Origin of the sequence: Paraburkholderia sp. ZP32-5 (assembly GCF_021390495.1) — a bacterium.
Classification (GTDB): domain Bacteria; phylum Pseudomonadota; class Gammaproteobacteria; order Burkholderiales; family Burkholderiaceae; genus Paraburkholderia.
In genome coordinates, this window is record NZ_JAJEJP010000002.1 from 1,785,477 (window position 1) to 1,809,562 (window position 24,086).

The window sequence follows — 24,086 nt, forward strand, 5'->3', positions numbered from 1 at the left end:
CAATTCAATGCTCTGTCATCGTGGAAGGTTCCATGACACAGGCCTCTATTCCATCTTCGCGAACGGTATGGCCCGCGGTCTGGGAAGCAAACGCGGTTAAGAACTCCTGGACCTGAGCCAGTTGTAATGCAAGTTCCGCTCTACCTTCCTCTGCAATCGTCCGCAGTTGTGCCACAACAGGCATACTGTCAAGGTTCGATGCCTGACAGTCCTGAATCGTCGTGGCAAGCTCGACGAGTTTCGCGAAAACGTCGGCATAGTACTGGCCGGCTAACAGCGTATTGATAACGGCATCCTCGAGCGAGAAAATGTGCAGAGGGTTCTCGGAGATGCGCGTGGGACGTTGAGGCATGATCTAGTCCATATAGGTAATCAAATCTTGTGTCGCAATACGGGCGGCAGGTCGAATCAGTTCCGGAATGAAAAAGACCGCTTATGTCACGATCGAATGAAATTGCTCCGCGGAATTCGAGCGATACCATCAGCCTGTCGAAAGGCACGCGCGGGAAGAAGTCGAAATTACCGTTGGTATTTGCGAAACGCTTCTTCAAACAACAACGGCAAGACCATCTTTTGCGACGGGCCTCGCGACCTGACAACGTCGTCTCAACAATTGACGAGTTTCGCGGGCACCCTTAGCACGAGCACGGCCCCCAGCAAGGCGATCGCCGAAAGCACGTACAGCGCCACGCTCGACGAATGCATCGTCTCGCGCATCCAGCCGAGGAAATACGGGCTGACAAATCCCGCCAGGTTGCCGAGCGAGTTGATCATCGCCAGCCCTCCCGCGGCGGCAGCGCCGCCAAGAAACGCCGAGGGCAGCGGCCAGAACATCGGCAGCGCGGTAAATACCCCCATCGCGGCTAGCGTGAGCGACACGAGCGACATCACGCTATCTTGCGGAAACCATGCCGACCCCGCCATGCCGATGCACCCCATCATCACCGGCACGATCAGATGAGCGCGCCGCTCGCGCGTCGCGTCCGCCGAGCGGCCGAACAACAGCATCGTGACCGTCGCCGCCAGATAGGGAATTGCGCTCACCAGCCCCACCGTCGTGTTCGAGCGGAATCCTTGTGCCTTGATCAGCGTCGGCAGCCAGAAGCTGATCGCATAGACGCACATCTGGATGCAGAAATAGATCAACGACAAAGTCCAGACCCGACTGTTTTTCAACGCCGAGCCCAATCGGCTTGTTTCATGCCGGGGCAGATCCCGCTTGAGCGCATTTTCAAGCAGACGCTTCTCTCCCACATCGAGCCAGCGCGCGTCGGCGATCCTGTCGGTCAGCAGAACCAGCACGAGCACGCCGAGCGCAACAGTGGGAAGTCCTTCGATCAGAAACAGCCATTGCCAACCCGCCAGGCCATGCATACCCTGGAACGCGTCCAGCACCCAACCCGACAGCGGGCCGCCGATCAACCCTGAAATCGGAATCGCCGCCATGAAAAGCGACGTGATGCGTCCTCTGCGGGCGGACGGAAACCAGTACGTCAGGTACAGCACGATGCCTGGGAAAAAGCCCGCTTCGGCGATACCCAGCAGGAACCGCAAAACGTAAAAGCTCGTCGGGCCCGACACGAAAATCATGCCGGCGGATAGCGCCCCCCATGTGATCATGATGCGGGCAATCCACCGTCGCGCGCCCACCCGGTGAAGAATGAGATTGCTCGGGATCTCGAACAGAAAGTAGCCGATAAAAAACACGCCGGCGCCAAACCCATACACGGCGTCGCTAAAACCGAGCTCGCTCTGCATCTGCAGCTTCGCAAAACCCACGTTGACACGGTCGAGGTACGCGAAGAAGTAACAGATGAAGAGCAACGGCAGGATGCGCCGCGTTGCTTTTTTCAGGCTCGTTTCGAGCGACGCGCGGCCGACCCCGAACATCGTGTGGTCCATAATTATGGTCTCCTCCCAGCGCGTCTGCGCGCGCCGTTATTTACGAAAAGCGTTGGATCAGCGACAGGCGAGCGCCGAAGTCGAGAACCCGGCCGGCGGATGATCGCCGGTCTCGATGCGGATACCCTCGTTCCATTTCGCCATGCGCTCCGAACGCGCAAATGACCCCACCTTGAGCTGGCCCGCGTTCCAGCCGGTCGCGAGATGAACGATCGCGACGTCCTCGGTCTCGCCCGAACGCGCGGAGACGATCGACGCGTATCCGTTCTGCTGGGCCGCCTGCAACGCCCGATATGTTTCGGTTACGGTGCCGGCCTGATTCGGTTTGATGAGTACCGCGTTGCATGCTTTCTTGCGTGCCGCGTCCTGTACGAGCGCCGCGTTGGTCACGAGATAATCGTCGCCGACAATCTGCACGCGCTCCCCTGCTGCTCTCGTGAATGCGATCAGACCGGCTTCGTCGTCTTCCGCAAGCGGATCCTCGATCGACACGATCGGATACCGGTCGAGCCAGCGCAGCAGCTTCTCTATCAGCCCGTCGGAATCGAGTTCGACGCGTTCGAGCCCAAGCGAATAGCGGCCCTGCTTACCGAATTCCGAGGCCGCGATATCGAGCGCGATGCTGACGTCGCTGCCCGGGATGAAGCCCGCGGATTCAATCGCCGCGACCAGCACGCCCATCGCTTCTTCGTTGTTCGAAAACACGGGCCACCATCCGCCTTCGTCCGCGACGCCGTGCACGGCACCGCGCCTTCGCATCAACTGGCCGGCGCGCAGATAGACTTCCGCCGTCATTTCCAGTGCTTCCTCGAAATTGCGCGCGCCTGTTGCGACCACCATGAAATCCTGCACGTCGACGCGCCGCTCGGCATGAGCGCCGCCACCGAAAATCTGGATCTGCGGCAGCGGCAATTTGACCGGCCGGTCGCCTGCCAGATAGCGCCATAGCGGCAAGCCCGACTCGGCGGCCGCGGCGTGCAGCACGGCTAGCGACGTCGCGATGAGGGCATTGCCGCCCAGACGCGACTTGTCAGGCGTCCCGTCGAGCGCGATCAGTGCATCGTCGATCGCGGCCTGCTGAAACACATCAAATCCAATGAGCGCCGGCGCGATTTCACTTTCGATGCCGGCTAGTGCGGCGCGAACATCCCTGCCCTCGAAACGGTTTCCGCCATCGCGCAACTCGACGGCCTCGCGCGTGCCGCGCGACGCGCCGGCCGGCGCGATACCGCGGCCACTAGCGCCTGTTTCGGTCTGCACCTCGACCTCGACGGTCGGCCGGCCACGCGAATCCCATACACGTCGCGATCGGATCTTCCTGATTCGGCTCATCAACCCAACTCCTGTTTCCAGAACGATGTGATTCCTTCAAGCGACGACGACCGTTCACGCAACAGCTTCAGCGCTGCCGCGCGCACGCGCGCCTGCGCGTCGGCATCGAGATATTCAACCGGAGACTTGCCATCGACCCGTGCAAGCAGCAATGCCGGCAGCAGCGCCGCCACGCGGTCGCGCAGCGCGTGTACCGACTCCCACGCGACATGCGGTAGATATCCGGAAGCAAAGGCATCGAACGAAGCCAGCAGGACCGGCAGCAAGGTCGGCATCCACGCGCCCTTGAGCAGCAGATGGTTCAGGCAGAACGCCACATCGAACGCAGGATCGCCGTAGCACGCACATTCGGCGTCGAGGAGCACGGGACCATTCGGCCCGATCAGGATGTTCTTTGGACTCACGTCGCCGTGCACGAGCGCAAGGCGTGTGTTGCGAGTCCGGTCAACAAGCCTCTGCAACAGCGACGCTACGCCGGGGTTCTGCCGTGCTGCCTCTTCAAGATAGGGTTCGAGCCGAATCGCGTGGAAGTTCGCATCGTGAGCAAACTTTCTGGCGAGCGCTTCCCGACCCGCCGTTCCCGCGTGAATGCGGCCCAGCACGTCCCCCATCTGGGTGGCTACCTTGGGGTTGACGCGCCCCTCTGACAGTTCGCGCTTCCAGTTGACGAATGTCTCCGGCAGATACTCCATCACAAAACAGCTCGTATTCCGATCGGAACCGATCACGTGCGGTACATGCCCCGGCACGATCTCCCCAGCCGTCTGCAACCAGTCGATTTCCGCGTAGATGCGCTCGACCGGCACCTTCCAGTCTTTTGCCACCTTCAGTTGGGGCAACGCCTGCTTCAGGCAGTAGCTGCGAGAGCCCAACTGTATCCGCGAGATGCTCGATGACACTCCGCCTGTGAGAGCAGTGATAAGAAGTGGCTCGCCGGCGTGTTCGATTCCCATGTCGCGCAGAACACGCAGTAATTGATAGGGGTATTGAGTCAGGTCGTGAAAAGCACTGGTCATGAACGTAATGGTGACGCGGCGAAGACGTTGTTGCTGGCACTGGCTGGCGTGCAACGCGGCGGCATTGATTTAAGGCACACGTGTGCCTTTTGCATATTCTGCCGAATGGCCTGGTAAACCGCAAGCGCCCACGGCAAACGTTTTCCCTGGTCCGACTATCAGTTGCAGAAATGATGAAAGCCTGCACATGTCTGCATATTTTGTGCTCTCTTCTCGAAAAGTTGTCTGACCACATCGAGCCAACAAGGGAAGCAAGTTATAATTACAAAGGAACGCACACGTGTTCACTCAACGAGGAAATCTCGCGGATGAAACCGGGAATAAAAAAGACCAAACCGCGGCATGCGGAGATTGCAACGAATTCGACACGGACTGAACGGACGCCTGATACCAGGTCCCCCAAGGCGCCGGCGGAAGTGACCATTCGCGATATCGCTCGCGCACTCGATATCTCTCACACCACGGTGTCGCGAGCGCTCGCCGGCAGCCCCAAGATCAGCGACGAAACGAAGCTGCGCGTCCGTGCGGCCGTAGAGCAGATGGGCTACGTGCCGTCCGCATCGGCCCGACTAATGCGTGGCCGGCAAAGCTCGATTGTCGGCCTCGCGATCCCCGACATTCAAAACGACTTCTATGCGACCGTGGCGAAATTCGTCGCCGACGCCGTGGCGGCCCGTTCGATGCAGCTCATGCTGTGCGTGACAAACGACGATCCCGTACGTGAACTGCGGGAACTACGCGCGTTGCTGGAGCTTCGTCCAGCGGGCGTGATCGTCGTACCCTCGCCGGCGCCCGAATCCGAAACACAGGCATTGCTGCGCAATCTTTGCACGGTGCAACTGCTGCGAAAACACGCCGGCCTGAACGGAACCGCCGTCCTGATCGACGACAGGAAAGGGGTTCATGCAGCGACGCGTCATCTGCTCGACTATGGTCACCGGCGCATTGCCTATATCGGCGGCGGAACGGACATCAGCACGGGCCGCGAACGTCTCGCCGGATTCCATCAGGCGCTGGCCGAACGCAAGATCGAATCCGGTCCAGTGATGCTAGGGCCACCTCGCCCTGAGTTCGCGAGGCACGCGGTGACCTCGCTGATGACCGCGAAGAACCGGCCCACCGGGATCATATTCGGCAGCAGCGAGTTGACCCTCGGTGCGATGCAGGCGCTTCGGGCGCTAGGTCTCGAATGGCCGCGCGACGTCTCCGTGGTTGGCTATCACGACCCCGCATGGTTCGAGCTGGCCGAACGCGGCATTACGACGGTGCGCCTGCCTGTCGAAGGCATTGCGCTTACGGCGACGAGCCTCGTTCTGTCGAGACATGACGCGCATCGACTGGAGGAACAGTTGGAACCGTTGCCCTCCGATGTGCAGTTCAGCCCGAGTCTGGTGCTGCGCAACTCCACCACGGCACTGCTGACGTCGTTTCGTTGAGGTCGTCATCTTCCAGCACGACTACCTGTTGCCGCATCAGTTGGATGGGTGATGGCATTGGGTGTGTTCCACGAGGTCCGGTCGACCCGGACCCCGCCCTGGAAGGTCTCCCTTAGAACGTCGCCCAATCGTTATCACTGCCCGCACCTGCCGTCACCGCTGTGGCCGGTGTCGGAATCGACGCCGCAGCGAACTGTGCCGCCTTGCGTGAAGTCGTCGCAAGTAGAGGCTTGAATGCACGCTTAGGCGCCACACTCTGGCGCGCCTTGCAGCCGCCGTCGTCGAGCTGAAAGACCGCGACCGCGCTACGCAGCTTGCCCGCCTGGTCTTCGAGCGACGCGGCAGCCGCCGCAGCTTCCTCCACCAGCGCCGCGTTCTGCTGCGTGACCTCGTCCATCTGCGTAACCGCGCGCGCCACCTGATCGATACCACCGCTCTGTTCTTCCGATGCTGCTGCAATCTCGCCCATGATGTCGGTCACGCGCCGCACCGCGCTGATAATTTCCGTCATCGTGCGACCCGCTTCGTCCACCAGTGCCGAGCCCGACTGCACGCGTTCGACCGACGTATCGATCAGCTCCTTGATTTCCTTCGCCGCCGCCGACGAACGCTGCGCAAGGCTGCGCACCTCGCCTGCGACCACCGCGAAGCCACGCCCTTCTTCACCGGCGCGCGCCGCTTCAACGGCGGCATTCAGCGCCAGGATGTTGGTCTGAAACGCAATGCCTTCGATGATCGAGATGATGTCCGCGATCTTGGCCGAACTCTGGTTGATATCGCCCATCGTGCCGACCACCTGCCCGACCACTGCGCTGCCCTTGTTGGCGATTTTCGACGCGTTGGCTGCCAGCGAACTCGCCTGGCGCGCGTTATCCGCGTTCTGTTTGACCGTGCCGGTCAGCTGGTCCATGCTCGACGCGGTTTGCTGCAACGCCGAGGCCTGTTCTTCGGTACGCGAGGACAGATCGATATTGCCCGCCGCGATCTGACGCGTCGCGGTCGCGATCGATTCGCTGCCGCCGCGCACGGTGCGCACCGTCTCGATCAGACTGCGCTGCATCTTCGCAATGCCTTCCAGCAGATGACCCATTTCGTCACGCGACGTCACCTCGACCGGACTGCGCAGATCGCCGGCGGCGATCGCGTCGAAATGGCCGAGAGCCTGGTCGAGCGGCCGGGAAATCGCGCGGCTCAGCGTCACGTATGCAAACGTTGCGGCCAGCACGCCGAGCAGCAATGCGCTCACGCTGACCATACGGAATACGTCGTAGCTGTTCTCCGCATTGTCGTAGCCCCGCTGGGCCGAGTCGAACAGGAATTTTCTCAGCGTGTCGTCGGCGTTGACGAGATCGTTGTAGGCTGCCTGCAGATGCTTGGCGCCGTCGATCACCTTGGTCGAATCGTTGGCCGCCACGGTGGCAGAGAACGAATCCATTTCCTGATGCAGCGTGTCGCGCTTTGCCGCGACGTCCTGTGCGAGCCGGTTTTCCTCGGCATCGCGCGGCAGCGACAGGTATTTTTTCCACCACATGTCGGAGGTGGTCCGCATCAGGCGCGCGCGCTCGAGCGTCGGTGCCACTTCGGGGGTGCCGGCCAGAAAAGCGGCGCGGTCGAGCACGAGGCGCTCGCGCGCCGAGTACATCTCCGCATTGCCGACATCGACGGCGCCAGGCATCGCATTGGTGAACGTGTTTTTATAGGCGTCGTTCGAATGGCTCATGCCGACCACGCCGAAAACCCCGGTCGCTACCAGCAACGCGGCAAGAAATGCCATCGTGAGGCCAATCCGCGCCTTGATCGTAATAGCTTTGTTCAACATGCATGTTCCTGTGCTTGACTAAATGAGAGGCGGCGCGACGCGGGTCATCTGGATGCCTACGCTTCTAATGGTTGCGCCGCAATCAGGTCGGCAGGCGACGCATTTTTCTATCTGGTCAGGAATATCTACATGTACTCTTTCCGACTGTTCGCTTGCGTTGGCGAAACGCTTTTTCAGTGCGGGTTCGTCGTCCTGGTCATCGTGGTAGTCAGCAATTCTTGTCGCGACTGAGCCCAACGGCGCATGCAGGAGTAGCCATAAGGACCACGACGAGGACTGGAAAAATCTTATCAGACGAAAATCTGCCGGCGCATTGCTCAATTTGGCAAGGGGTTTGCATTTTCGTCAACGCTCCCTCGGTCGACTTCGGCGGGCTCGCGCAGAGTCTTTCTGGAAGCGATGGCGACGAAATGCTTTGCGAGCACGGGCTGATGCTCCGCAGTGGATCCGCGATGGGTGCTACGCTGATTTCCGCGCCCTGGTTCTACGAGGAATTCTTCGGGCGCACGGGATCCGGATTCATCAGACGAAGAAAAAGATCGGTGGTACTTCGGCATGAAAGTACATATCGGCGTCGACGCGGACTCGGTGAGTGAACATCAATAGCACCGCCGAAGGGCTATCGGCTTGTTTGCCGAGCATTGCCGGCTTCGAACCTTTTAAATGAACTCGCCCTAGCGCGTTGTAATAGCGATTCGAATACCAATACCCACGAAGGTCGCGCCAACTACTCGATGTAGCCAACGGCCAATTGCAACCTGCTTTTTCATCGAACGCGCCACCATCGCCGCGCAGCAGGCCAGTAACGAATCCGTCACCATCCCAAGCACGATCATCAAGGCGCCGAGAACGAGAAGCGCCAGCGTTTTTCTCGGACCACCCGTCTCGACAAATTGAGGCAGGAACGCGATATAGAACAGCAGCACCTTCGGATTTCCTACGTTCGTCAAGAAACCGCGCAACAGCAACGCCCTTGATGACAGACGTCTTATCGGTGTGACGATGTCTTTGGATGACCCGCGACCGGACCATCTCAGTGTGCTGACGCCAAGATAGACGAGATAGATTGCACCTACCCACCTGATCGCGTTGAAGATCGCAGGCGAAGCGGCAATTACCGCACTGACTCCGAATGCACATGCCATTGTGTGCATACATCCACCAAGCGAAACGCCCAACGCCGATAGAATGCCCGCGCGTCGACCATGCGCGAGGCTTTGGCCGGCTACATACGCCATATCGGGTCCAGGCGTCAAATTCAGCAAGACAACAGAGCCGATGAACAACGGCAGTCCGGATATTCCGAGCATCGTTCCCTACCTCGATTACATTAAACGACTCTCGTCATTCGAAATAAACCTGTAGCCCAAAGCGTTTCCTCGCGCGCACACGAAGCCAGCATTGCGCCGCGTATCGCCGAAGCACGCAACCGCCCAACCTTTCGATTAGTCGAAAAGGCGATGGAATTCCCGACGAACTTCGTCGTGCAGTTCGAAGCCGATGCCGGGGACTTGGGGCAAGTCTATGAAGCCGTCTGCGATCGTCAAACCGGATGCGACCCCATGAAATGGTGCGAAGGCGAAAGGATTGATTTCCGCGCCGCCGAGATCAAGGGCGGCTGCAACATGCAGGCCAAACACGTGCCCTCCATGTGGCCAGAAGGCGGAACGCGGCCAACCACGTTCAGTCAGGTCCGCGACGATCTCGCAATAGTGTGTCAGTCCGTAGCAATGGACCGGATCGAACAGCAATATATCTTGAGGCCGGCGCAACCCGGCATATCTATCGACCAGCCGCGCCTCCGCGCGCGAGAACAGTGCCTCGCCAGCCGCGATTGAGCCGGGATAGACGGTTGCCACGCGCGAGTGCGTTTCGAAGTCCAACGGATCGCAGATGTCCTCGAACCACCATAGGCCGAGCGGCGCAAGCGAATGCGCGGCTTTAAGTGCGTCGTCAGGACAATATGCGTTCATTGCATCCACGGCAAGGTGCGATGGATCCGCCAACTGCGAGGCTGCAGTCTCGATGCGCTGCAAGTCCTCGGTGAGGCTGGGAGAGCTGATCTTGATCTTGGCATGAGTGAAACCGAGATCGGTGAACCTGTGGATCTCGTCGGACAAGCGACTGAGGTCATTCTCCGGATGGCGATAGCCGCCGCCGGCATAGACGCGCACCCGCGACATTGGCGCGGCGTTGCCTATATGTTCCGCCAGGTACTGATGCAGCGGCTTGTCCCCGATCTTCGCGGCTGCATCCCATATCGCCATATCGAGCGTGCCCACTGCCACACAACGTTCGCCGTGGCCGCCCGGCTTTTCGCCCTGCATCATCGCCGACCACGCACGCAACGGATCGAGGCCGCTACCCGCGTCATCGATCAACGTGCCGGTAGCAATCAGTCGCGGTGCAAAGCGCTCACGGATAAGGCCACCCTGTCCAAACCGCCCGATGGAAGCAAAACCGTATCCCACTATCGGCCTGCCCGAGCGGATAACGTCGGTCACCACGGCGACGAGGCTGGTAGTCAGACCACCGGACGGAATCGTGGAATCGGCATAACGTGAGATAGGGATCGTGCGCTCTCTGACGTCGACAATGCGCATGGGCCGCTCTCTCTAGTTTTGTACGGTGCTATCCAGCCGACGCCAGACCGATATCGGCGTATCTCCATTAGGCCGAGGACTGACGTGATAGCTCAGTTCTCCACCTTTGAATTCGTATTGTCGCGTCTGTTGCGTGCCATCCCAATTAGGAAAGGAAGCACTCTGTATGTGAAAAGTCAGCGTGCCAGCCGATCGGTCCACGCTGATGCTGCCGAAATGCGTGCTCGATCCCATCACGACCGCTTTGTATTCGGCGACTGTTCCTTTGCCCTTGTCGTTCGATGCGAATGGCCGCAGCTCCGCCTTGAAGATCTGAAGCGAGTAGTGTCCCTGCGCGTCGATAAGCAACAGGCCTTTGGGATCGCTTCCGTAGTCACGCTCCCTCGAGCCGTCGGGATGCTGGATATCTGCCGCGACCAGTGTCCACGTTCCTGCCAACGAAGGATCGAAGGTTGTCGCAGCGTCCGCGTGAACTGCACCGCTCGACAGTATGCAAGCCATGAAGACAACGGCCACAATGCTCGATCTGAAAATGGTTCGTCCAGTCATGCGTTTTCCTTCGCCACGTGTTGAGAGTGTTTTCAACCGCCTGGATTAGACGCGAATGAGTTCGCTCTAAATCGTATTGTTAAGTCTCGGAGGGAACTCGCTTCGATATAACGCAGCCTGGAACATGGTCCAGCAATGCGCCCGACCGTAGCCACGCAAGTGGGATATGCCACAGGCTATCTTTGAAGCGGCTGTGAAAGAAAGAGAAATGCCCGATCTGCGAGTAACCAATCTGCTCTGGAGCAATGCGCAAGTGCGTACGCGAAGATCCCGTGAAGTAGTTAAGCAGACGTTCGATCGCGGATACGGTTCCGAATTCGTCGTCGGTAACACTGATGGCCAGGATCGGTGCTCGCACGATCCCGCATTGCTCGACAAGGCGGCTAAGTTCGATATCTTCACAGGCGAATTCGCCGCGCCGATAGGTTTCCTCGAAGCGCGCCTTGCTGCGGCTCCATGATGCGGCGACGCCCTTGGGGGTGTCCTCCATCCAGCCAAGCCGTTTGGCCGGAACATAACCGATCAGCGCCGCGAGTAATGGCATCAAAACATGCCAGCGCCACAGCATGGAGAGCCTGCGATTCAATGCATAGTCGCGCCAGTGCGCGTACTGCGCGCCCATGGTAACGATGCGCCTTATCATCGCGTTCGATGGTGCCAGGCCAACCAGAAAACCGCCAACACTGTGTGCAACGACGTCGATTGGTTGGCCCGGAAACTCATATGCCGCGTATTGAAGCACAGCCTCGAAATCGAGCCGTCCCCATTCGAGCCACGACGCGCGAAAGCCGCGTAGCGTCGGCGGACGTGATTCGCCAATGCCACGATAGTCATACACGATCACATCGGCTCCATGCTCATGGAGGAACGTTGCGAAGCGGAAGTAATAGCTGCAGCGCACTGAAGTCGCTGAATTCACAATCACTACGGTTCGGTCGGCGGCGCTTTCCATCGATCCTGGCTTACGTTGACGCCAGACAAAGCCCTTGAGCGCGCAGTCGTCGCCCGCGAGGAACGTGATCGCCTCGGGTCCATCCACTCCTTCCATCGTGCCTCTCACCGTGTTAAGACCGCTTTCAATGACGGAAAAGCCTCTACGGCTTGTAGCGAGTCGACTTGCCCGTGCGGACCATTCCTTGTCATGTTCCGACAAGGCGACTTCGGATCATATGCAGTAAGATCAGCCGCATATGCTGCGCTTTGCAGCTGCCATTTCACCTGACTCCCGCGGCCCGCTCAATCAATTTTTTTGCATCTTTCACATAAGGAAAGCGCATGCCAACGCCGTTGGTGAAACTCCCGTCTCTCGACCTGATTCGTGGATTCGTCGCGGTCGGCCGGCGTATGAGTATCACGCAAGCAGCCGCGGATCTCTGTATTACCCAATCCGCGTTGAGCCGGCAGGTGCGAGTGCTCGAGGATTCGCTTGGCGTCGTACTATTTCATCGCGGCTACCGCTCTATTTCGTTCACGCCGGAAGGTGAACGCCTCTTTCGCATCGCCGATTCGTCAGTTCAGCAGTTACAGGAAGTACTGGAAATACTGAATCAACCCCAAGGACGACGGTTGCCCGTGACGATCACAGCCAGCATCGGCGTCACCGGCCTCTGGTTATTGCCACGCCTGAATCGGTTTCAGCAGCGCCACCCGAACCTCGACCTACGTGTCGCGGCGAGCGATAAAAATCTCGACTTGCGCGTCGAGGGAGTCGATCTCGGCATCCGATACTGTCCTGCAGAGTCCACTCCGACTGGCGCCGTGCGCCTGTTTGAGGAAGCTGTGATCCCCGTGTCCCATCCTTCGCTCGGACTTACGCGGATCGACGATGATGCGATTCTTGTCCAACAGGTATTGCTTGAATTCGACGGGCCGCGTCGACCCATGCTGAGCTGGGCGGATCAACTGGCAAAAATGGGGCGAAATAGCACGCAACCATTGGGCAAGTTACGCTTTAATCACTATGATCAGGTGATTCAGGCGGCGCTTGCCGGTCAGGGTATTGCGTTAGGCCGAATCGCGCTGATCGAACCGTTGCTCGCTGACGGGAAGCTGGTTGCGCTTTCAGATGGAATCTCCGGACGCACGAGTGCCTACGGCTATTGGCTTTATCAGGCCGAATCCAATCCGCGCCAGGACGTGCTTGATGTCATCGCGTGGATCCGTACGGAAGCGTTCGCGGTCGAAGCCGTCATCGACCGCGTCCTTAATAGACAATCCGCGCGCTAGTTGCGCTACGGGCAAGCGTAAGATCACAACGACTTCCATCTATTTCTCCCTGTCGACCCTGGAAACATCAATGGAGATCCCCTTTCTTAAAATGCACGCAAACGGAGACGATTTCGCCATCGTCGATCTACGTGGACAAGAGAACTTTATCGATGGCATGCTTGCCCGGCAGCTTGGCGATCGTAACCGGGGGATCGGATTCAATCAGCTCGCGATGCTGTCAGACTGTGACGACGCGGTTGCACGGCTTACTTTCTGGAACGCAGACGGCTCGACACTAGATACTTGTGGAAGCGCAACGCGAGGCGTCGCGTGGAAGCTGATGCGGGGCGCCGGATCTTCTTCGGTTGTTGTTAAGACCAACCGCGGGCTGCTAACGTGTTTAGAAGAGAACGACCTGATATCAGTAGAGATGGGTGTACCCCTCACGGAATGGCAGGATGTACCGATCTCGGAAGATATCGATACGCTGACGCTTCCCTTACCCGGTACTCCAAGCGCTTGCAGTATGGGAAATCCTCACTGCACGTTCTTCGTCGATAATCTTGAGGAAATAGACTTGGAGGTGTTCGGCCCGAAGTTTGAAACTCATCTGTTGTTTCCGCTAAAGACCAATGTCCATGTTGTTCAGATCATCGACCGCGCTCGAATTCGGCTGCGTATCTGGGAGCGTGGTGGCGGCATCCCGTTGGGTTCAGGGTCATGTTCGTGCGGCGCCGTCGTGAACGGGATCAGGCGCGGCCTGCTTGAAAACGCCGTCCAGGTTGAATGCGACGGTGGGAAAGTTACGGTACGGTGGGACGGGATCGGGAGCGTGTTTCTCACCGGGCCGGTTGAGCCAAGCTTTGAGGCCATCTGGGTTGGCGTGATTGGGCCAAAACATATTCCCGGTAACAGGAAGTGAAATCCATTCATCATTGAAGATGAAGTACTGCCATCTTCCAGATCGCTGCGAGCGTGAGTGGCGTACGTCATCTGAATTCAGGAAGGCAACATGCTCGGATCGGGAAATCTACCTTTCGACCCGATGCAGGCATTGCTCGCCATAGTGACCAGAATCGGCAATGCAGACGCCCACAATCCCTATCCAAGAGAAGGCGCTACCTTTGCGCAGACGGTCGACTAGCCGTTGAGCATGCGCTGGCACGACGTGCTCTGCATAGTTGCGGTCTTTCCAGTCCCCACGGCACGTCGTACCACGCATGGACAGTCAAACCGCCTCCCGCTTTGCCAACCACCTCTCGATCTCCTGCGGCATCAGGCGACGCGTGCGTCCAAAGAGAACCACGGATTGGGTTCGTTCCTAGACATGCAGAAAAAATTTCCCGAGGTAATTGCAGTTGCAATTCTGTGCTGCCACGATACAATGCCCGTCGAAACTGTTGCAGTTGCAATCGTCGTGAATCGATTTTTTTTGCGCACATATATATAGCTTTCTCAGCAATCCGTGCGACAGAACTACCTGCAATCCTATTCAGGAGACACGCCAATGGACTCCATCGTTGATCGTCGCTCTGTATCCCGAACATGACAGTGATGGCCGCATCGAACGAAAATGAATGTCGCCAGATGCTATACACGGCTTTACAACACGCAGGTCCCACTGCCGCTCGTTATCCACGGGGTGCAGGCCCCGGCGTCGCGACCATCAGGCAGATGGCACAGATTCCAATCGGCAAAGGTGAGATGTGCCGTCAGACCTCTCAGCCATCCGGCAAACGCATCGCGATCCTCCCATTCGGTACGATGGTGGCGCCCGCATTGGACGCAGCCGAGCAACTCAATGCCACGGTCGCGAACATGCGTTTCGTGAAACCACTCGATGTCGATCTGATTCGCCAACTTGCCGGGACGCACGATGCCATCATCACGGTCGAGGAAGGTTGTGTGATGGGAGGCGCTGGTTCGGCCTGTATGGAAGTCCTATTGGCGAGTGAGATTGTCCGACCCGCACTGCAACTGGGCCTGGCCGACCGTTTCATCGACCACGGGGACCCCGCAAAGCTGCTCGCTGAATGCGGCCTCGACGGCGCGGGTATTGCGAATGCGATCCGTGAACAATTCTTTGGTCGTCTAGCTCCGAGCGCGTTAGACATGGGTGGACAGTCGCTGGACCGCGTCGATACCGCCGCGTTCGCGAAACGATCTGCAAGGACAGCATGAATTCTCTCGGGAGTGCGCTACCCGGTCAGTACTCGACGTGAACGAAAACCTTAAAGTACAGCTGGGCACTTGCCCGAATAGCGAGCGTGTTGAGATACGCGGGAAAGCGTCGATCCAAGGACGCGTCAACGTCTTGACTCACTTTTAGGAGTTGTGATGCGAACACATGTTGGATTCATCGGCTTGGGCGTGATGGGCACACCCATGGCGCTCAACATGGCCAGAAGCGGCACGCCACTGCTGGCCTGGAGCCGTTCCAGTACAAAATACGACGCGCTACGCGGTGTAGGGGCGCAAGTTGCCGAGCTACCCGACGACGTATTTTCTCAGTGTGAAGTCGTCATGCTGATGCTCGCCAACGATCGTGCAATAGACGATGTTCTGGGTCGAGGAACTCCAAACTTTAGAACTCGTGTAACCGATCACATCATCGTGAACATGAGCACGACGTCCGCTGAGTACTCGCAGTTGCTTGCTGCCGAGATTCGCGCCAACGGCGGTCGGTACGTGGAAGCGCCTGTTTCCGGATCACGCAAACCGGCCGAGACCGGGCAACTTGTCGTCATGCTGGCCGGCTTACCTGAGGACGTTGAAAAGGTCCGCGTACTCGTGCAGCCCCTGTGCCGCGAAAGCTTCCTGTGCGGCGACGTCCCACGCGCCTTGACGATGAAACTCGCTGTGAACCTGTTTCTTATCACTATGGTCACGGGCCTGACCGAAGCAACGCATTTCGCCGAACGCCAGGGCATAGACCTGGCGTTGTTCGCCAGTATATTGAACGCTGGCCCGATGAGCAGCGACGTCTCACGTGTGAAGCTCGACAAACTCGTTGCGCAGGACTTCTCCGTCCAGGCTGCTATCACGGACGTGCTGAAAAATAGTCGGCTCGTGGTCGAGGCTGCCCGTAACGCTGGTGTTGCCTCTCCGTTGATGGACATCTGCCTGGCGCTTTACGGGGATGCCGAGATGCTAGGGTTCGGCACCGACGACATGTGCGCTGTCGTCAAGGCGATCGAAAAGCGCACGGACGGACATTCACAATGAGATGCGTGCGTATCGACGCTGCGTGAAGTTCTGGACGAGACAGGTGTCTGGGGTCGAGCGCCTGGAACGTTCATGTCGATCGCGATTCAGCGAAGCAGACTCTGGCTCGGGAGATTCCTGCAGGCTTACATATTGTCGCTTTCTCGATGGGCGGCTATCTCGCGTTAGAGCACACGCTGGCGAACCCGCAACAGGTAAGGTCACCGGTAATCGTCGCTGCATCGGCCAGAGGGCTCACAACGCAAGAGAAGGTTCGCCGTCAACGCATGCTGGAACAGCTCTCGAAGCGTCCGTATGCAGGAATTTCGACGGCTCAGCTAAGCGCCTATCTTGGACCAACCAGCGCCGAGGATTCGCAAGCAACCGAAACGATCATTGAAATGGACCGAACGTTCGGCGGCAAAGTATTGCAGGCACAGATTCGAGCCACGATGGAACGTCCCGATCTCGTCTCGTCATTGGGCGCAATTGGATGCCCTGTGCTCATCGTTGGCTCGATGCGCGACAACATGGTACGAGCGGAAGATCTGCAGGAGATGAACGCATATATTCCGGATTGCCGTCTTCGGTTATTTGAGGGACCTGGTCACATGATCCCGCTCGAATCTCCTCAACAGCTGGCGATGGCGATTTCTTCCTTCTATGAGGTTCTGCAGTTGTCGTGATGCTGCGCAATACACAATGAGCGTGCGCAATCTCAACGGAGTGACGGCTCCTCCACTTCGTCCAGAAATCTGCCGATGACATCCATGTAGTACGCGATGCTAACGCGTACTTCAGTCGCGCTCGGAAATGAGCCGCCGGGCACTCGCATTACCTCCGCAGTAAGCGCGTTAAGCCGCAAGTCACGCAGACGCGTCGCCGCCAGCAATTTGCGCAACCAGCCCGCAGCAGAAAACAACCGCGCTCCATCCACGCGAGCCTTGTGTCCCCATTCCAGCCCAAAGAAAAATTTGACAGACTATCTTAAGATATATATCTTAAGATGCATCTTAAGATATTCAACGGAGTTTCCCAGATGCGTCATCCCCATCGTTTCTCCGGCCCGCGCGGCGCGCACGATCGTTTCCACGCCGGCTCCGGCCGTCCTTCGCTGCATGCGCTGTGGCAGGCGCTCGTTCAACAGCATGGTTATCAAGGCTCACGTGGCGAGCCGACCACAGGCTTCGACCGGGCCGCCGGCGCGCAAACCGATCAGCGCGCGCACGTCGCAGACGATCCGAGGTCCCAGCGCGGATGGCACCATCGCTGGTATTGCGGCTCACGTCACGGCTCACCTCGTGACTGGCACGGCGTCGACGGCAACGAGCATGGCCGCCGCGGTCACCACGAGTTTTACGCAGACGCAGATGCGAAGGCGAACGCGCCCCAGCGCGACCTCCACAGCCGCGACGATTTCAACCGCCCTGATCACCCACGAGACCCCGCCTCCGCTTCCCCCCGCGAACACTTCCTATACGCACTGTGGCACGCAATCGGCCGCCATCACGACCACCGCGCCGGCGGCCGTGGCGGGCGCTTCGGCGGCGGCCCTGGCGGTTTCGGCGGCGATGGCGACGGCTTTCCGCGCGGCCGCAAATTCAGCTCCGACGATCTGCAACTGCTGCTGCTCGCGCTGATCGAAGCGCAGCCGAGCCATGGCTACGAGTTGATCAAGGCGCTGGAAACGCGCTCGAACGGCTTCTATGCCCCGAGCCCCGGCATGGTTTATCCGGCGCTCACCTATCTGGAAGAACTCGGCTACGTGACCGTGCAACTGGAAGGCAATCGCAAGCGCTACGAATTGTCGGATGCGGGCCGCGCGTATCTGGGTACGAACCGCGAGCGCGTCGAGCTGATGCTCGCCAAACTGACGCATATCGCTCGCAAGATGGATTCGGTGCGCCGCGCGTTTGCCGGCGAGGAACCGGCGGATGTCAGCGAAGGCGGCTGGGTGCCCGAGTTGAACGAAGCACGCCGCACGCTGAAAACCGCGCTGCTGCGCCGTGATAACGCACCGGCCGACGAACAGCGCCGCATCGCCGCGATCCTCATGCGCGCGGCGAAGGAAATCGAAGGGACTCGCCAAGGCCCGAGCGAAGGCACGGACGACGGCGCCGAACCCGTTGTCTGAAACACCCCGCTGCCTAACGCGCACAGCCTCGGAGCGCGCCAGCGCGCTCCACGAACCGAACAGGAGCAACACCCTTATGCCGACTCAAGACCATCGCCCCGATCTCGCCGTCTATCGCGTACGACATCCGTTGAAATTCCGGTTGCTGCAAGTCAAAACGGTGCACGCGCTGACCCCGCATCTGATTCGCGTCACCTTCACCGGCGACGATCTGCACGACTTCGTCTCCGCATCGTTCGACGACCACGTCAAGGTCTTCTTCCCCGAGCCCGGCGCCGACAAACCGACGCTGCCGCAAGCCGGTCCCGACGGCCCGATTTTTCCGGAAGGCCAGCGCCCGATCGCGCGCGATTTCACCCCACGTCGCTTCGATGCCGACGCGCGTGAACTCGATATCGAATTCGCGATGCACGAAGCCGGTCCCGCGGCAACGTGGGCCGCGCAGGCGAAAGTGGGTCAGTACCTGGGCATCGGCGGCCCGCGCGGCTCGCTGGTGATTCCGACCGGCTTCGACTGGCATCTGCTGATTGGCGACGACACCGCGCTGCCCGCCATCGCGCGCCGTCTCGAAGAACTGCCGGCCGGCGCGCGCGTCGCCTCGGTGATCGAGGTGGCCGATCCGTCGGCGCGTATCGACTTCGCGACGCAGGCCGAATTGCATGTCGTCTGGTGCTATCGCAACGATGCGGATGCACCGGCAAGTGCGCGCGGCGAAGCACTGCTACAGGCCGTGCACGAGACCTGGCTGCCGGAACACGGCGAAGGCTATGTATGGGCCGCCGGCGAAGCGGCGACGATCCGCGCAGTGCGTCAGCATCTGTGCGGCGAGCGCGGTATCGACAAAACGCGGATTCGCGCGGCGAGCTACTGGAAACAGGGGGCCGTCGCGGTCCACGAAACACTCGACGACTGAGCATCGGCCACCGATGCCCGCCGTACGTAAAGCGATTTCGAATCGTTTTACTGATCGATCACGAAGCCGTCGAAATGCGGTCGCATCGAAATCGGTTTGACGAGCGGCGGGCGGATTTTCTGCGCGTCGGGCAGCAGGTTCATGCCGAGCCCCGGTCCGCTCGGAATATCGACGAAGCCTTCGCGCGGCAACGGCACCTGATCGACGATATCGCTTCCCAGGTGCGTGCCGGTCGATTCGAACACGCCGGCCTCGAAACCGGTCGCATATTCCTGAATCGCGAAGTTGGGAATCGCCGCAGCGACCTGCAGACATGCGGCAAGCCCGATCGGCGACAGCGGATTGTGCGGCACGACCTGCACGTGATGCGCTTCCGCCATCGCAGCCACCTTCTTCGCCCCGGTGATGCCGCCGCACACCGCGACATCGACTCGTGCATATTCGACCGCGTTGCGTGCGAGCAGCGCCTGGAACTCGTAGATCGTGCAGAAGCGTTCGCCGGTAGCGATCGGCACGCGAATACGATCCGCGACACGCGCCATCGCATCGGCGTTTTCCGGGCGAATCGGATCTTCGACGAACATCGGCGTATCGGCTTCGATGCCATTGGTGAACGTCACCGCTTCGGCCGGCGTCAATCGGCGATGCAATTCGACGAGCAGATCCACACGATCGCCGACGACTTCGCGCATCCGGTGCACGTTGTCGATCGCATCGTGCATCTTGCGGATATGGGTCTTGAAGTAGACCTTGTCGTTGCCTTCGTCGAGGAACGGATTGATGTGGCCGAACGCGTTGTAGCCCGCCTCCATCTTGCGCTGGCATTCCTCCAGCACTTTCTCGATGCTGCTTTCGTAAATGTGCCCGTAAATACGAGCCTTTTTGCGCGCCGGGCCGCCGAGCAACTCGTAGATCGGCACGTTCAGCGCCTTGCCCTTGATGTCCCACAACGCGATATCGATCGCGGAAATCGCCGCATTGATCGCGAGCCCCTGGAAGTAGCTGAAGCGATGCATGACGTTCCAGTGATGCTCGATATCGAATGCGCGCTTGCCGACCAGATATTCGGCGAAGCGCTGGATCGCGGTGCCCGCTGCTTCAATATGCCCCCAGATGCCGGCTTCGCCGTAACCCGTGATGCCTTCGTCCGTGTCGATGCGCACAAACATGAACTGGCCGACGTGCAGCGGCTCAACCTTGGTGATCTTCATTTCCACTCCTATGTCGCGACCTTCAGGTCTCTGAAAAGCTCGATATGTTGTTGACGAACCGGCACGTGCCTATTGCGAAACGGCCGCGGCGGAACCTGTCGTCATGTCGCTTCTATCCTGTTGCTCCTGTAACGGACGGCCCTTCGTCTCCGGTCCGAGCGCAACCGACACTGCCGTGATGACGCCGAGCACCACCACGTACCACGCCACCAGATGCGGCGAGCCGTCGCCGAGCGCGAGCAACGCGACGGCAATCATCGGCGCGATACCTCCCGAGATCGGCGAGGTCACCTCGCGAGCCAGCGAAAAGCCGGTATAGCGCACGCGCGACGGGAACATCTCCGCGAGCCAGGGGCTCTGCGCCGCGGTCATCATCGTCTTGGCGCACGACGACACGAGGAAGAGTCCCGTATAGATCCATATCAGCTGACCGGTCTGCAGCATCGTGAAGAACGGGAAAATCGCCACGCCGGAGATCAGCGCACCGGCCATATACACGGGCTTTCTGCCGATGCAATCCGACAGCCAGCCAAATAGCGGCACCGTGATGAATTGCAGCGCGGTACTCCACATCAGCGCGGTCACGATCGTGTCGCGCGACATATGCAACTGCTGCGTGACGTAGACGATCACGAAAGACTCATAGATGTACGCAAGCGAGTTGTCACCGAGGCGAGCGCCCCATGCGCACAACATCGGCCGCAGCGAGGTCTTCAGTACTTCGGTGACGGGCGAGCGCACCACCGCATTGCTACGGCGCAATTGCTCGAACACAGGCGTTTCCTTGAGCCGGCTGCGCAGCAGCAGACCCAGCGCGACGACGACCGAGCTAAGCAGGAACGGTATGCGCCAGCCCCACGCCTCGAAGCTGTCTTTCGACATCGACGAAGAAGCATGGAAAGCCACCAGCGACATCAGCAGGCCAAGCGCGACGCCCGTATAGGGCAGCGAACCATATAAGCCGCGCCGCTTCGCGGGTGCGTATTCGATCACCATCAACACCGCGCCCGCGTATTCCGCGCCCGAACCGAGCCCTTGCGCGGCGCGCAGCACGCACAACAGCAACGGCGCCCAGACGCCGACCGCGGCATACGTGGGCAGCAGGCCCATCAAGGTGGTCGAGCCGCCCATCAACAGCAGCGTGATGATCAGCACCGCCTTACGTCCGATCCGGTCGCCAAGGCGCCCGAAGATCACACTCCCCGCCGGCCGCACGATGAAGCCGATCGCAAAGCTTGCGTACGCAAGCAACGTCCCGGTCAGATGATCGAAGGAAGGGAAAAACAGATGATTGAAAAGCGTCGCCGCCGCCGTGGCGTACAGGTAGTAGTCGTACCACTCGACCGCCGTCCCGACGATCGCGCTCAAAGTCGCATTCCGAACCGCTCGCCGGATTTCCGGCGTCATACGTGCCGCGCTTTCCACGTATTACCTCCTTGTCTACGCGCGCCGCACCGACGCCGCGCGCTGGCTGTCTCCATGGGGCCCGTTGCCCCTTTCCCGGATTGGTCCGCTGTTTTTGTTTGTTGCTCGATGTTCGGAAACGTTTCCGGAAACGTTTCCGAATACTGCGCGTTATAAAATGGCGTGTCAAGAGGAGAACAAGCAATGAGTGACAACATGCCGGGCGATCCCAAAGGGCGGCCTGGGATCAAGGCAGTGGCCGCTTTGGCGGGGGTGGGCATTGCATCGGTATCGCGTGTGCTGTCGGGTCAGCCGGGATCGAGCCCGCAACTGACGCAGCGCGTGCTGGACGCCGCCCGTGCGCTCGGCTATACGCCGAACGCGGTCGCGCAAGGTTTGCGCAGAAAGACGACCCGCTCGATCGGGTTCGTCGGATCGGACATCAACAACCCGCTGATTGCATCGATCGTCGGTGGTGCTGAAAGCGTGCTGAGCGTGGCGGGTTTTTCCGTTTTGCTGACCAACTCGGGCGGCGTTCCGAGCGTGGATGCCGAGCGTATCGAATTGCTGATGCAACGCCAGGTAGACGGTTTCATCGTGCTGCCGGCTCTCGAGGACGATCCGGCCACGCTCGCCGCACTGCGCGCCGCCAAGGCGCCGATTGCGCTGATCGACCGGACCTTGCCTGCGGATATTCCCGCGCATTACGTGCTATCCGACCATCGTCAGGGCGTGGGCGATGCCGGGCGTTATCTGCTCGAGAACGGCCATCGGCGCATCGGCCTCGTGGTGGGACGCGATGTCCGCCCGACGCGGGAGAGAATTCGCGCGATGGAATCGGCCTTCGACGCGTTCGGTGTCAAACGCGATCTGATCGTGCATCGCGGAACGCTGTCGCCGGAACATGGCAAGGCCGCGCTCGATGAAATGCTCGCGGCCAAACGGCCGCCGAGCGCCATCGTGCTCGGCGGCAACCAGTTGCTCGAAGGCGCGCTGGAGTCGGTACATCGGCTCGGCTTACAGCTCGGGACCGATCTGTCTCTGGTCAGTTGCGACGACGTGCCGCTGAGCCGTTTCCATCAGCCGGCCATTGCAACCGTGATGCGCGACGCCTCGCTGCTTGGAGTAAGAGCCGCGCAGATCCTGCTTGCACACCTCGAAACGCCTGGCGAGCCCGAGACGGTCACTCTGCCGACATGGTTCGAGCCGCGACCGAGCTGCGGCGCGATTCGCACGACGGCACGTTCGGCCCGACGCTTGAGTCGCGAAGATGCAGCCTGACGGAAGATGACATTCGATCAGATCCGCTGCCAATACGACCATTTGATGCGTCTGCTAATATCCACGCAGCCGTAACGGCCCCCCTCCTATTCCGATTCGCACCATGTCCTTGCTGAGTCTGCTCGACCCATGGGAGCCCTCGTTCAGCTTCGTCGCCATTTGCCTGATAGCGGCCGTACTGTTCGCGCGTGGTTCCCGCCGTCTCCATCTCAGCTTGCCGCGCCAGGCTGCCTTCTGGATCGGCCTCGCGTTGTTCTATATCGCGCTTCATACGCGGCTCGACTATTACGCCGAGCATCAGTTCTTTATTCACCGGATTCAGCATCTGGTGTTGCACCATCTTGCGCCGCTAATCCTGATGGCCGCCTATCCGGCCAGCGCGCTGCGCGCCGGGCTTCCATTGCGCTGGCGCATCGCGCTGCGGCACTGGCAGCGTGGCCGGACCGCTCGCGTGATGGCCGCCGTGATACTGAACCCGGCATTCATCTCGCTGGCTTTCGTCGTGTCAGTCGTGTTCTGGCTGATCCCTTCAGTGCAGTTCGTCGCGATGCTCGACTGGCGGATCTATCGGTTCATGAACTGGTCGGTTGCGCTGAGCGGTCTGCTGTACTGGTGGATGCTGCTCGATCACCGGCCGTCGCCGCCGAGCCGCGCGCGCCCGGGATTGCGAGTGCTATCGCCAGTTATCACGATGACGCCGCAGATTCTGGTCGGCGCGATCATCACATTTTCGTCGCACGATCTTTATCCGGTGTTCACGCTTTGCGGCAGAGCCTTCACGTCGGTGCCCGCTGCACTCGATCAAAGTCTCGGTGGTCTGATCATGTGGGTGCCCGCGGGTGTGCTGGAAGCCATCGGCGCGATGATGGCCTTGCGTCATCTGATGCGTTTGTCCGCATCGCCTCGTCATGCGAAGGCCAAGCCCAAATCCAGCGGCCAGCGCCCAGCGCCTGTGTTGCAGCGGTAACAGGCGTGTCCCGCGCGGGACCGCCCTCGCCTGCATAGCCGTCGCCGATCGGTCCCGTATTGCACTCTGCCTATCGCCCCCATTGAGAGTAGTGCTTTCAAATATAT

The 24,086-nt window shown here is 59.8% G+C and carries 19 protein-coding genes and 3 pseudogenes; 11 read left to right on the forward strand and 11 right to left on the reverse strand.

Going from position 1 to position 24,086, the window contains the following annotated elements:
- Positions 1–4: 4 nt before the first annotated feature.
- The 4 genes from L0U82_RS26645 to L0U82_RS26660 all read right to left on the reverse strand — a co-directional run bounded on the left by L0U82_RS26645 (position 5) and on the right by L0U82_RS26660 (position 4,250).
- Positions 5–352 carry a hypothetical protein gene (locus tag L0U82_RS26645; protein WP_233835837.1) on the reverse strand — a complete coding sequence of 116 codons (348 nt, stop codon included), beginning with the start codon at positions 350–352 and terminating at the stop codon, positions 5–7.
- 254 nt (positions 353–606) lie between these two features.
- Positions 607–1,902, reverse strand: a complete 1,296-nt coding sequence (locus tag L0U82_RS26650; RefSeq protein WP_233835838.1) for an MFS transporter — start codon at positions 1,900–1,902, stop codon at positions 607–609.
- A gap of 57 nt (positions 1,903–1,959) precedes the next feature.
- Entirely contained in the window at positions 1,960–3,234 is a 1,275-nt protein-coding gene (eno, locus tag L0U82_RS26655; RefSeq protein WP_233835840.1) for a phosphopyruvate hydratase, read from the reverse strand.
- Positions 3,234–4,250, reverse strand: a complete 1,017-nt coding sequence (locus L0U82_RS26660; protein WP_233835842.1) for a phosphotransferase — start codon at positions 4,248–4,250, stop codon at positions 3,234–3,236. Before L0U82_RS26660 ends, eno begins: the two co-directional genes overlap by 1 nt.
- An 89-nt stretch (positions 4,251–4,339) precedes the next feature.
- On the opposite strand from L0U82_RS26660, the gene L0U82_RS26665 reads away from it, so the two are divergent.
- Positions 4,340–5,686: a LacI family DNA-binding transcriptional regulator gene (locus tag L0U82_RS26665; RefSeq protein WP_233835844.1), complete on the forward strand. Its 1,347-nt coding sequence runs from the start codon at positions 4,340–4,342 to the stop codon at positions 5,684–5,686.
- A 112-nt stretch (positions 5,687–5,798) separates the two neighbouring features.
- Here the strand turns inward: L0U82_RS26665 and L0U82_RS26670 are convergent, their stop codons facing one another.
- Positions 5,799–7,505 carry a methyl-accepting chemotaxis protein gene (locus tag L0U82_RS26670; protein WP_233835846.1) on the reverse strand — a complete coding sequence of 569 codons (1,707 nt, stop codon included), beginning with the start codon at positions 7,503–7,505 and terminating at the stop codon, positions 5,799–5,801.
- Between the two features lie 404 nt (positions 7,506–7,909).
- Between L0U82_RS26670 and L0U82_RS26675 the strand changes: the two are divergent.
- Positions 7,910–8,105: pseudogene (locus L0U82_RS26675) on the forward strand (IS5/IS1182 family transposase); the annotation flags it as partial.
- Positions 8,106–8,179: 74 nt separating this feature from the next.
- Here the strand turns inward: L0U82_RS26675 and L0U82_RS26680 are convergent.
- The 4 genes from L0U82_RS26680 to L0U82_RS26695 all read right to left on the reverse strand — a co-directional run bounded on the left by L0U82_RS26680 (position 8,180) and on the right by L0U82_RS26695 (position 11,705).
- Positions 8,180–8,815 carry a LysE family translocator gene (locus L0U82_RS26680; protein ID WP_233835847.1) on the reverse strand — a complete coding sequence of 212 codons (636 nt, stop codon included), beginning with the start codon at positions 8,813–8,815 and terminating at the stop codon, positions 8,180–8,182.
- A gap of 135 nt (positions 8,816–8,950) precedes the next feature.
- Complete coding sequence (locus L0U82_RS26685) at positions 8,951–10,108, reverse strand: enolase C-terminal domain-like protein (RefSeq protein ID WP_233835848.1); 1,158 nt, start codon at positions 10,106–10,108, stop codon at positions 8,951–8,953.
- A 12-nt stretch (positions 10,109–10,120) separates the two neighbouring features.
- On the reverse strand, positions 10,121–10,657 hold the full coding sequence (locus L0U82_RS26690) for a lipocalin-like domain-containing protein (RefSeq protein WP_233835849.1): 537 nt from the start codon (positions 10,655–10,657) through the stop codon (positions 10,121–10,123).
- 79 nt (positions 10,658–10,736) lie between these two features.
- On the reverse strand, positions 10,737–11,705 hold the full coding sequence (locus L0U82_RS26695) for an alpha/beta hydrolase family protein (RefSeq protein ID WP_233835850.1): 969 nt from the start codon (positions 11,703–11,705) through the stop codon (positions 10,737–10,739).
- A gap of 227 nt (positions 11,706–11,932) precedes the next feature.
- Here L0U82_RS26695 and L0U82_RS26700 point away from each other — a divergent pair, with 227 nt between their 5' ends.
- From L0U82_RS26700 to L0U82_RS26730, 7 genes and pseudogenes are all read left to right on the forward strand, one after another.
- Positions 11,933–12,883 (forward strand): LysR substrate-binding domain-containing protein, encoded by a 951-nt coding sequence (locus tag L0U82_RS26700; RefSeq protein ID WP_233835851.1) that lies wholly within the window; start codon positions 11,933–11,935, stop codon positions 12,881–12,883.
- A gap of 70 nt (positions 12,884–12,953) precedes the next feature.
- The gene (gene dapF, locus L0U82_RS26705) at positions 12,954–13,787 is read left to right on the forward strand and encodes a diaminopimelate epimerase (RefSeq protein WP_233835852.1); all 834 of its coding nucleotides are present in this window, start codon (positions 12,954–12,956) and stop codon (positions 13,785–13,787) included.
- A gap of 611 nt (positions 13,788–14,398) precedes the next feature.
- A pseudogene (locus tag L0U82_RS26710) lies at positions 14,399–15,046 on the forward strand (transketolase C-terminal domain-containing protein); the annotation flags it as partial.
- Between the two features lie 156 nt (positions 15,047–15,202).
- Positions 15,203–16,090: an NAD(P)-dependent oxidoreductase gene (locus L0U82_RS26715; RefSeq protein ID WP_233835854.1), complete on the forward strand. Its 888-nt coding sequence runs from the start codon at positions 15,203–15,205 to the stop codon at positions 16,088–16,090.
- A 47-nt stretch (positions 16,091–16,137) separates the two neighbouring features.
- Positions 16,138–16,755: an alpha/beta fold hydrolase gene (locus tag L0U82_RS26720; RefSeq protein ID WP_267929821.1), complete on the forward strand. Its 618-nt coding sequence runs from the start codon at positions 16,138–16,140 to the stop codon at positions 16,753–16,755.
- A gap of 791 nt (positions 16,756–17,546) precedes the next feature.
- Positions 17,547–18,203 (forward strand): annotated as a pseudogene (locus L0U82_RS26725) (PadR family transcriptional regulator); the annotation flags it as partial.
- A gap of 76 nt (positions 18,204–18,279) precedes the next feature.
- Positions 18,280–19,116 (forward strand): siderophore-interacting protein, encoded by an 837-nt coding sequence (locus L0U82_RS26730; RefSeq protein WP_233835855.1) that lies wholly within the window; start codon positions 18,280–18,282, stop codon positions 19,114–19,116.
- Between the two features lie 47 nt (positions 19,117–19,163).
- Here L0U82_RS26730 and L0U82_RS26735 read toward each other — a convergent pair whose 3' ends face one another.
- A complete protein-coding gene (locus L0U82_RS26735; RefSeq protein ID WP_233835856.1) occupies positions 19,164–20,327 on the reverse strand; it encodes a mandelate racemase/muconate lactonizing enzyme family protein in 1,164 nt (387 codons plus the stop codon).
- Between the two features lie 69 nt (positions 20,328–20,396).
- Entirely contained in the window at positions 20,397–21,695 is a 1,299-nt protein-coding gene (locus L0U82_RS26740) for an MFS transporter (RefSeq protein ID WP_233835857.1), read from the reverse strand.
- Between the two features lie 240 nt (positions 21,696–21,935).
- On the opposite strand from L0U82_RS26740, the gene L0U82_RS26745 reads away from it, so the two are divergent.
- Complete coding sequence (locus L0U82_RS26745; RefSeq protein ID WP_233835858.1) at positions 21,936–23,012, forward strand: LacI family DNA-binding transcriptional regulator; 1,077 nt, start codon at positions 21,936–21,938, stop codon at positions 23,010–23,012.
- 103 nt (positions 23,013–23,115) lie between these two features.
- Positions 23,116–23,979, forward strand: a complete 864-nt coding sequence (locus L0U82_RS26750) for a cytochrome c oxidase assembly protein (protein ID WP_233835859.1) — start codon at positions 23,116–23,118, stop codon at positions 23,977–23,979.
- The last annotated feature ends 107 nt before the right edge of the window (positions 23,980–24,086 follow it).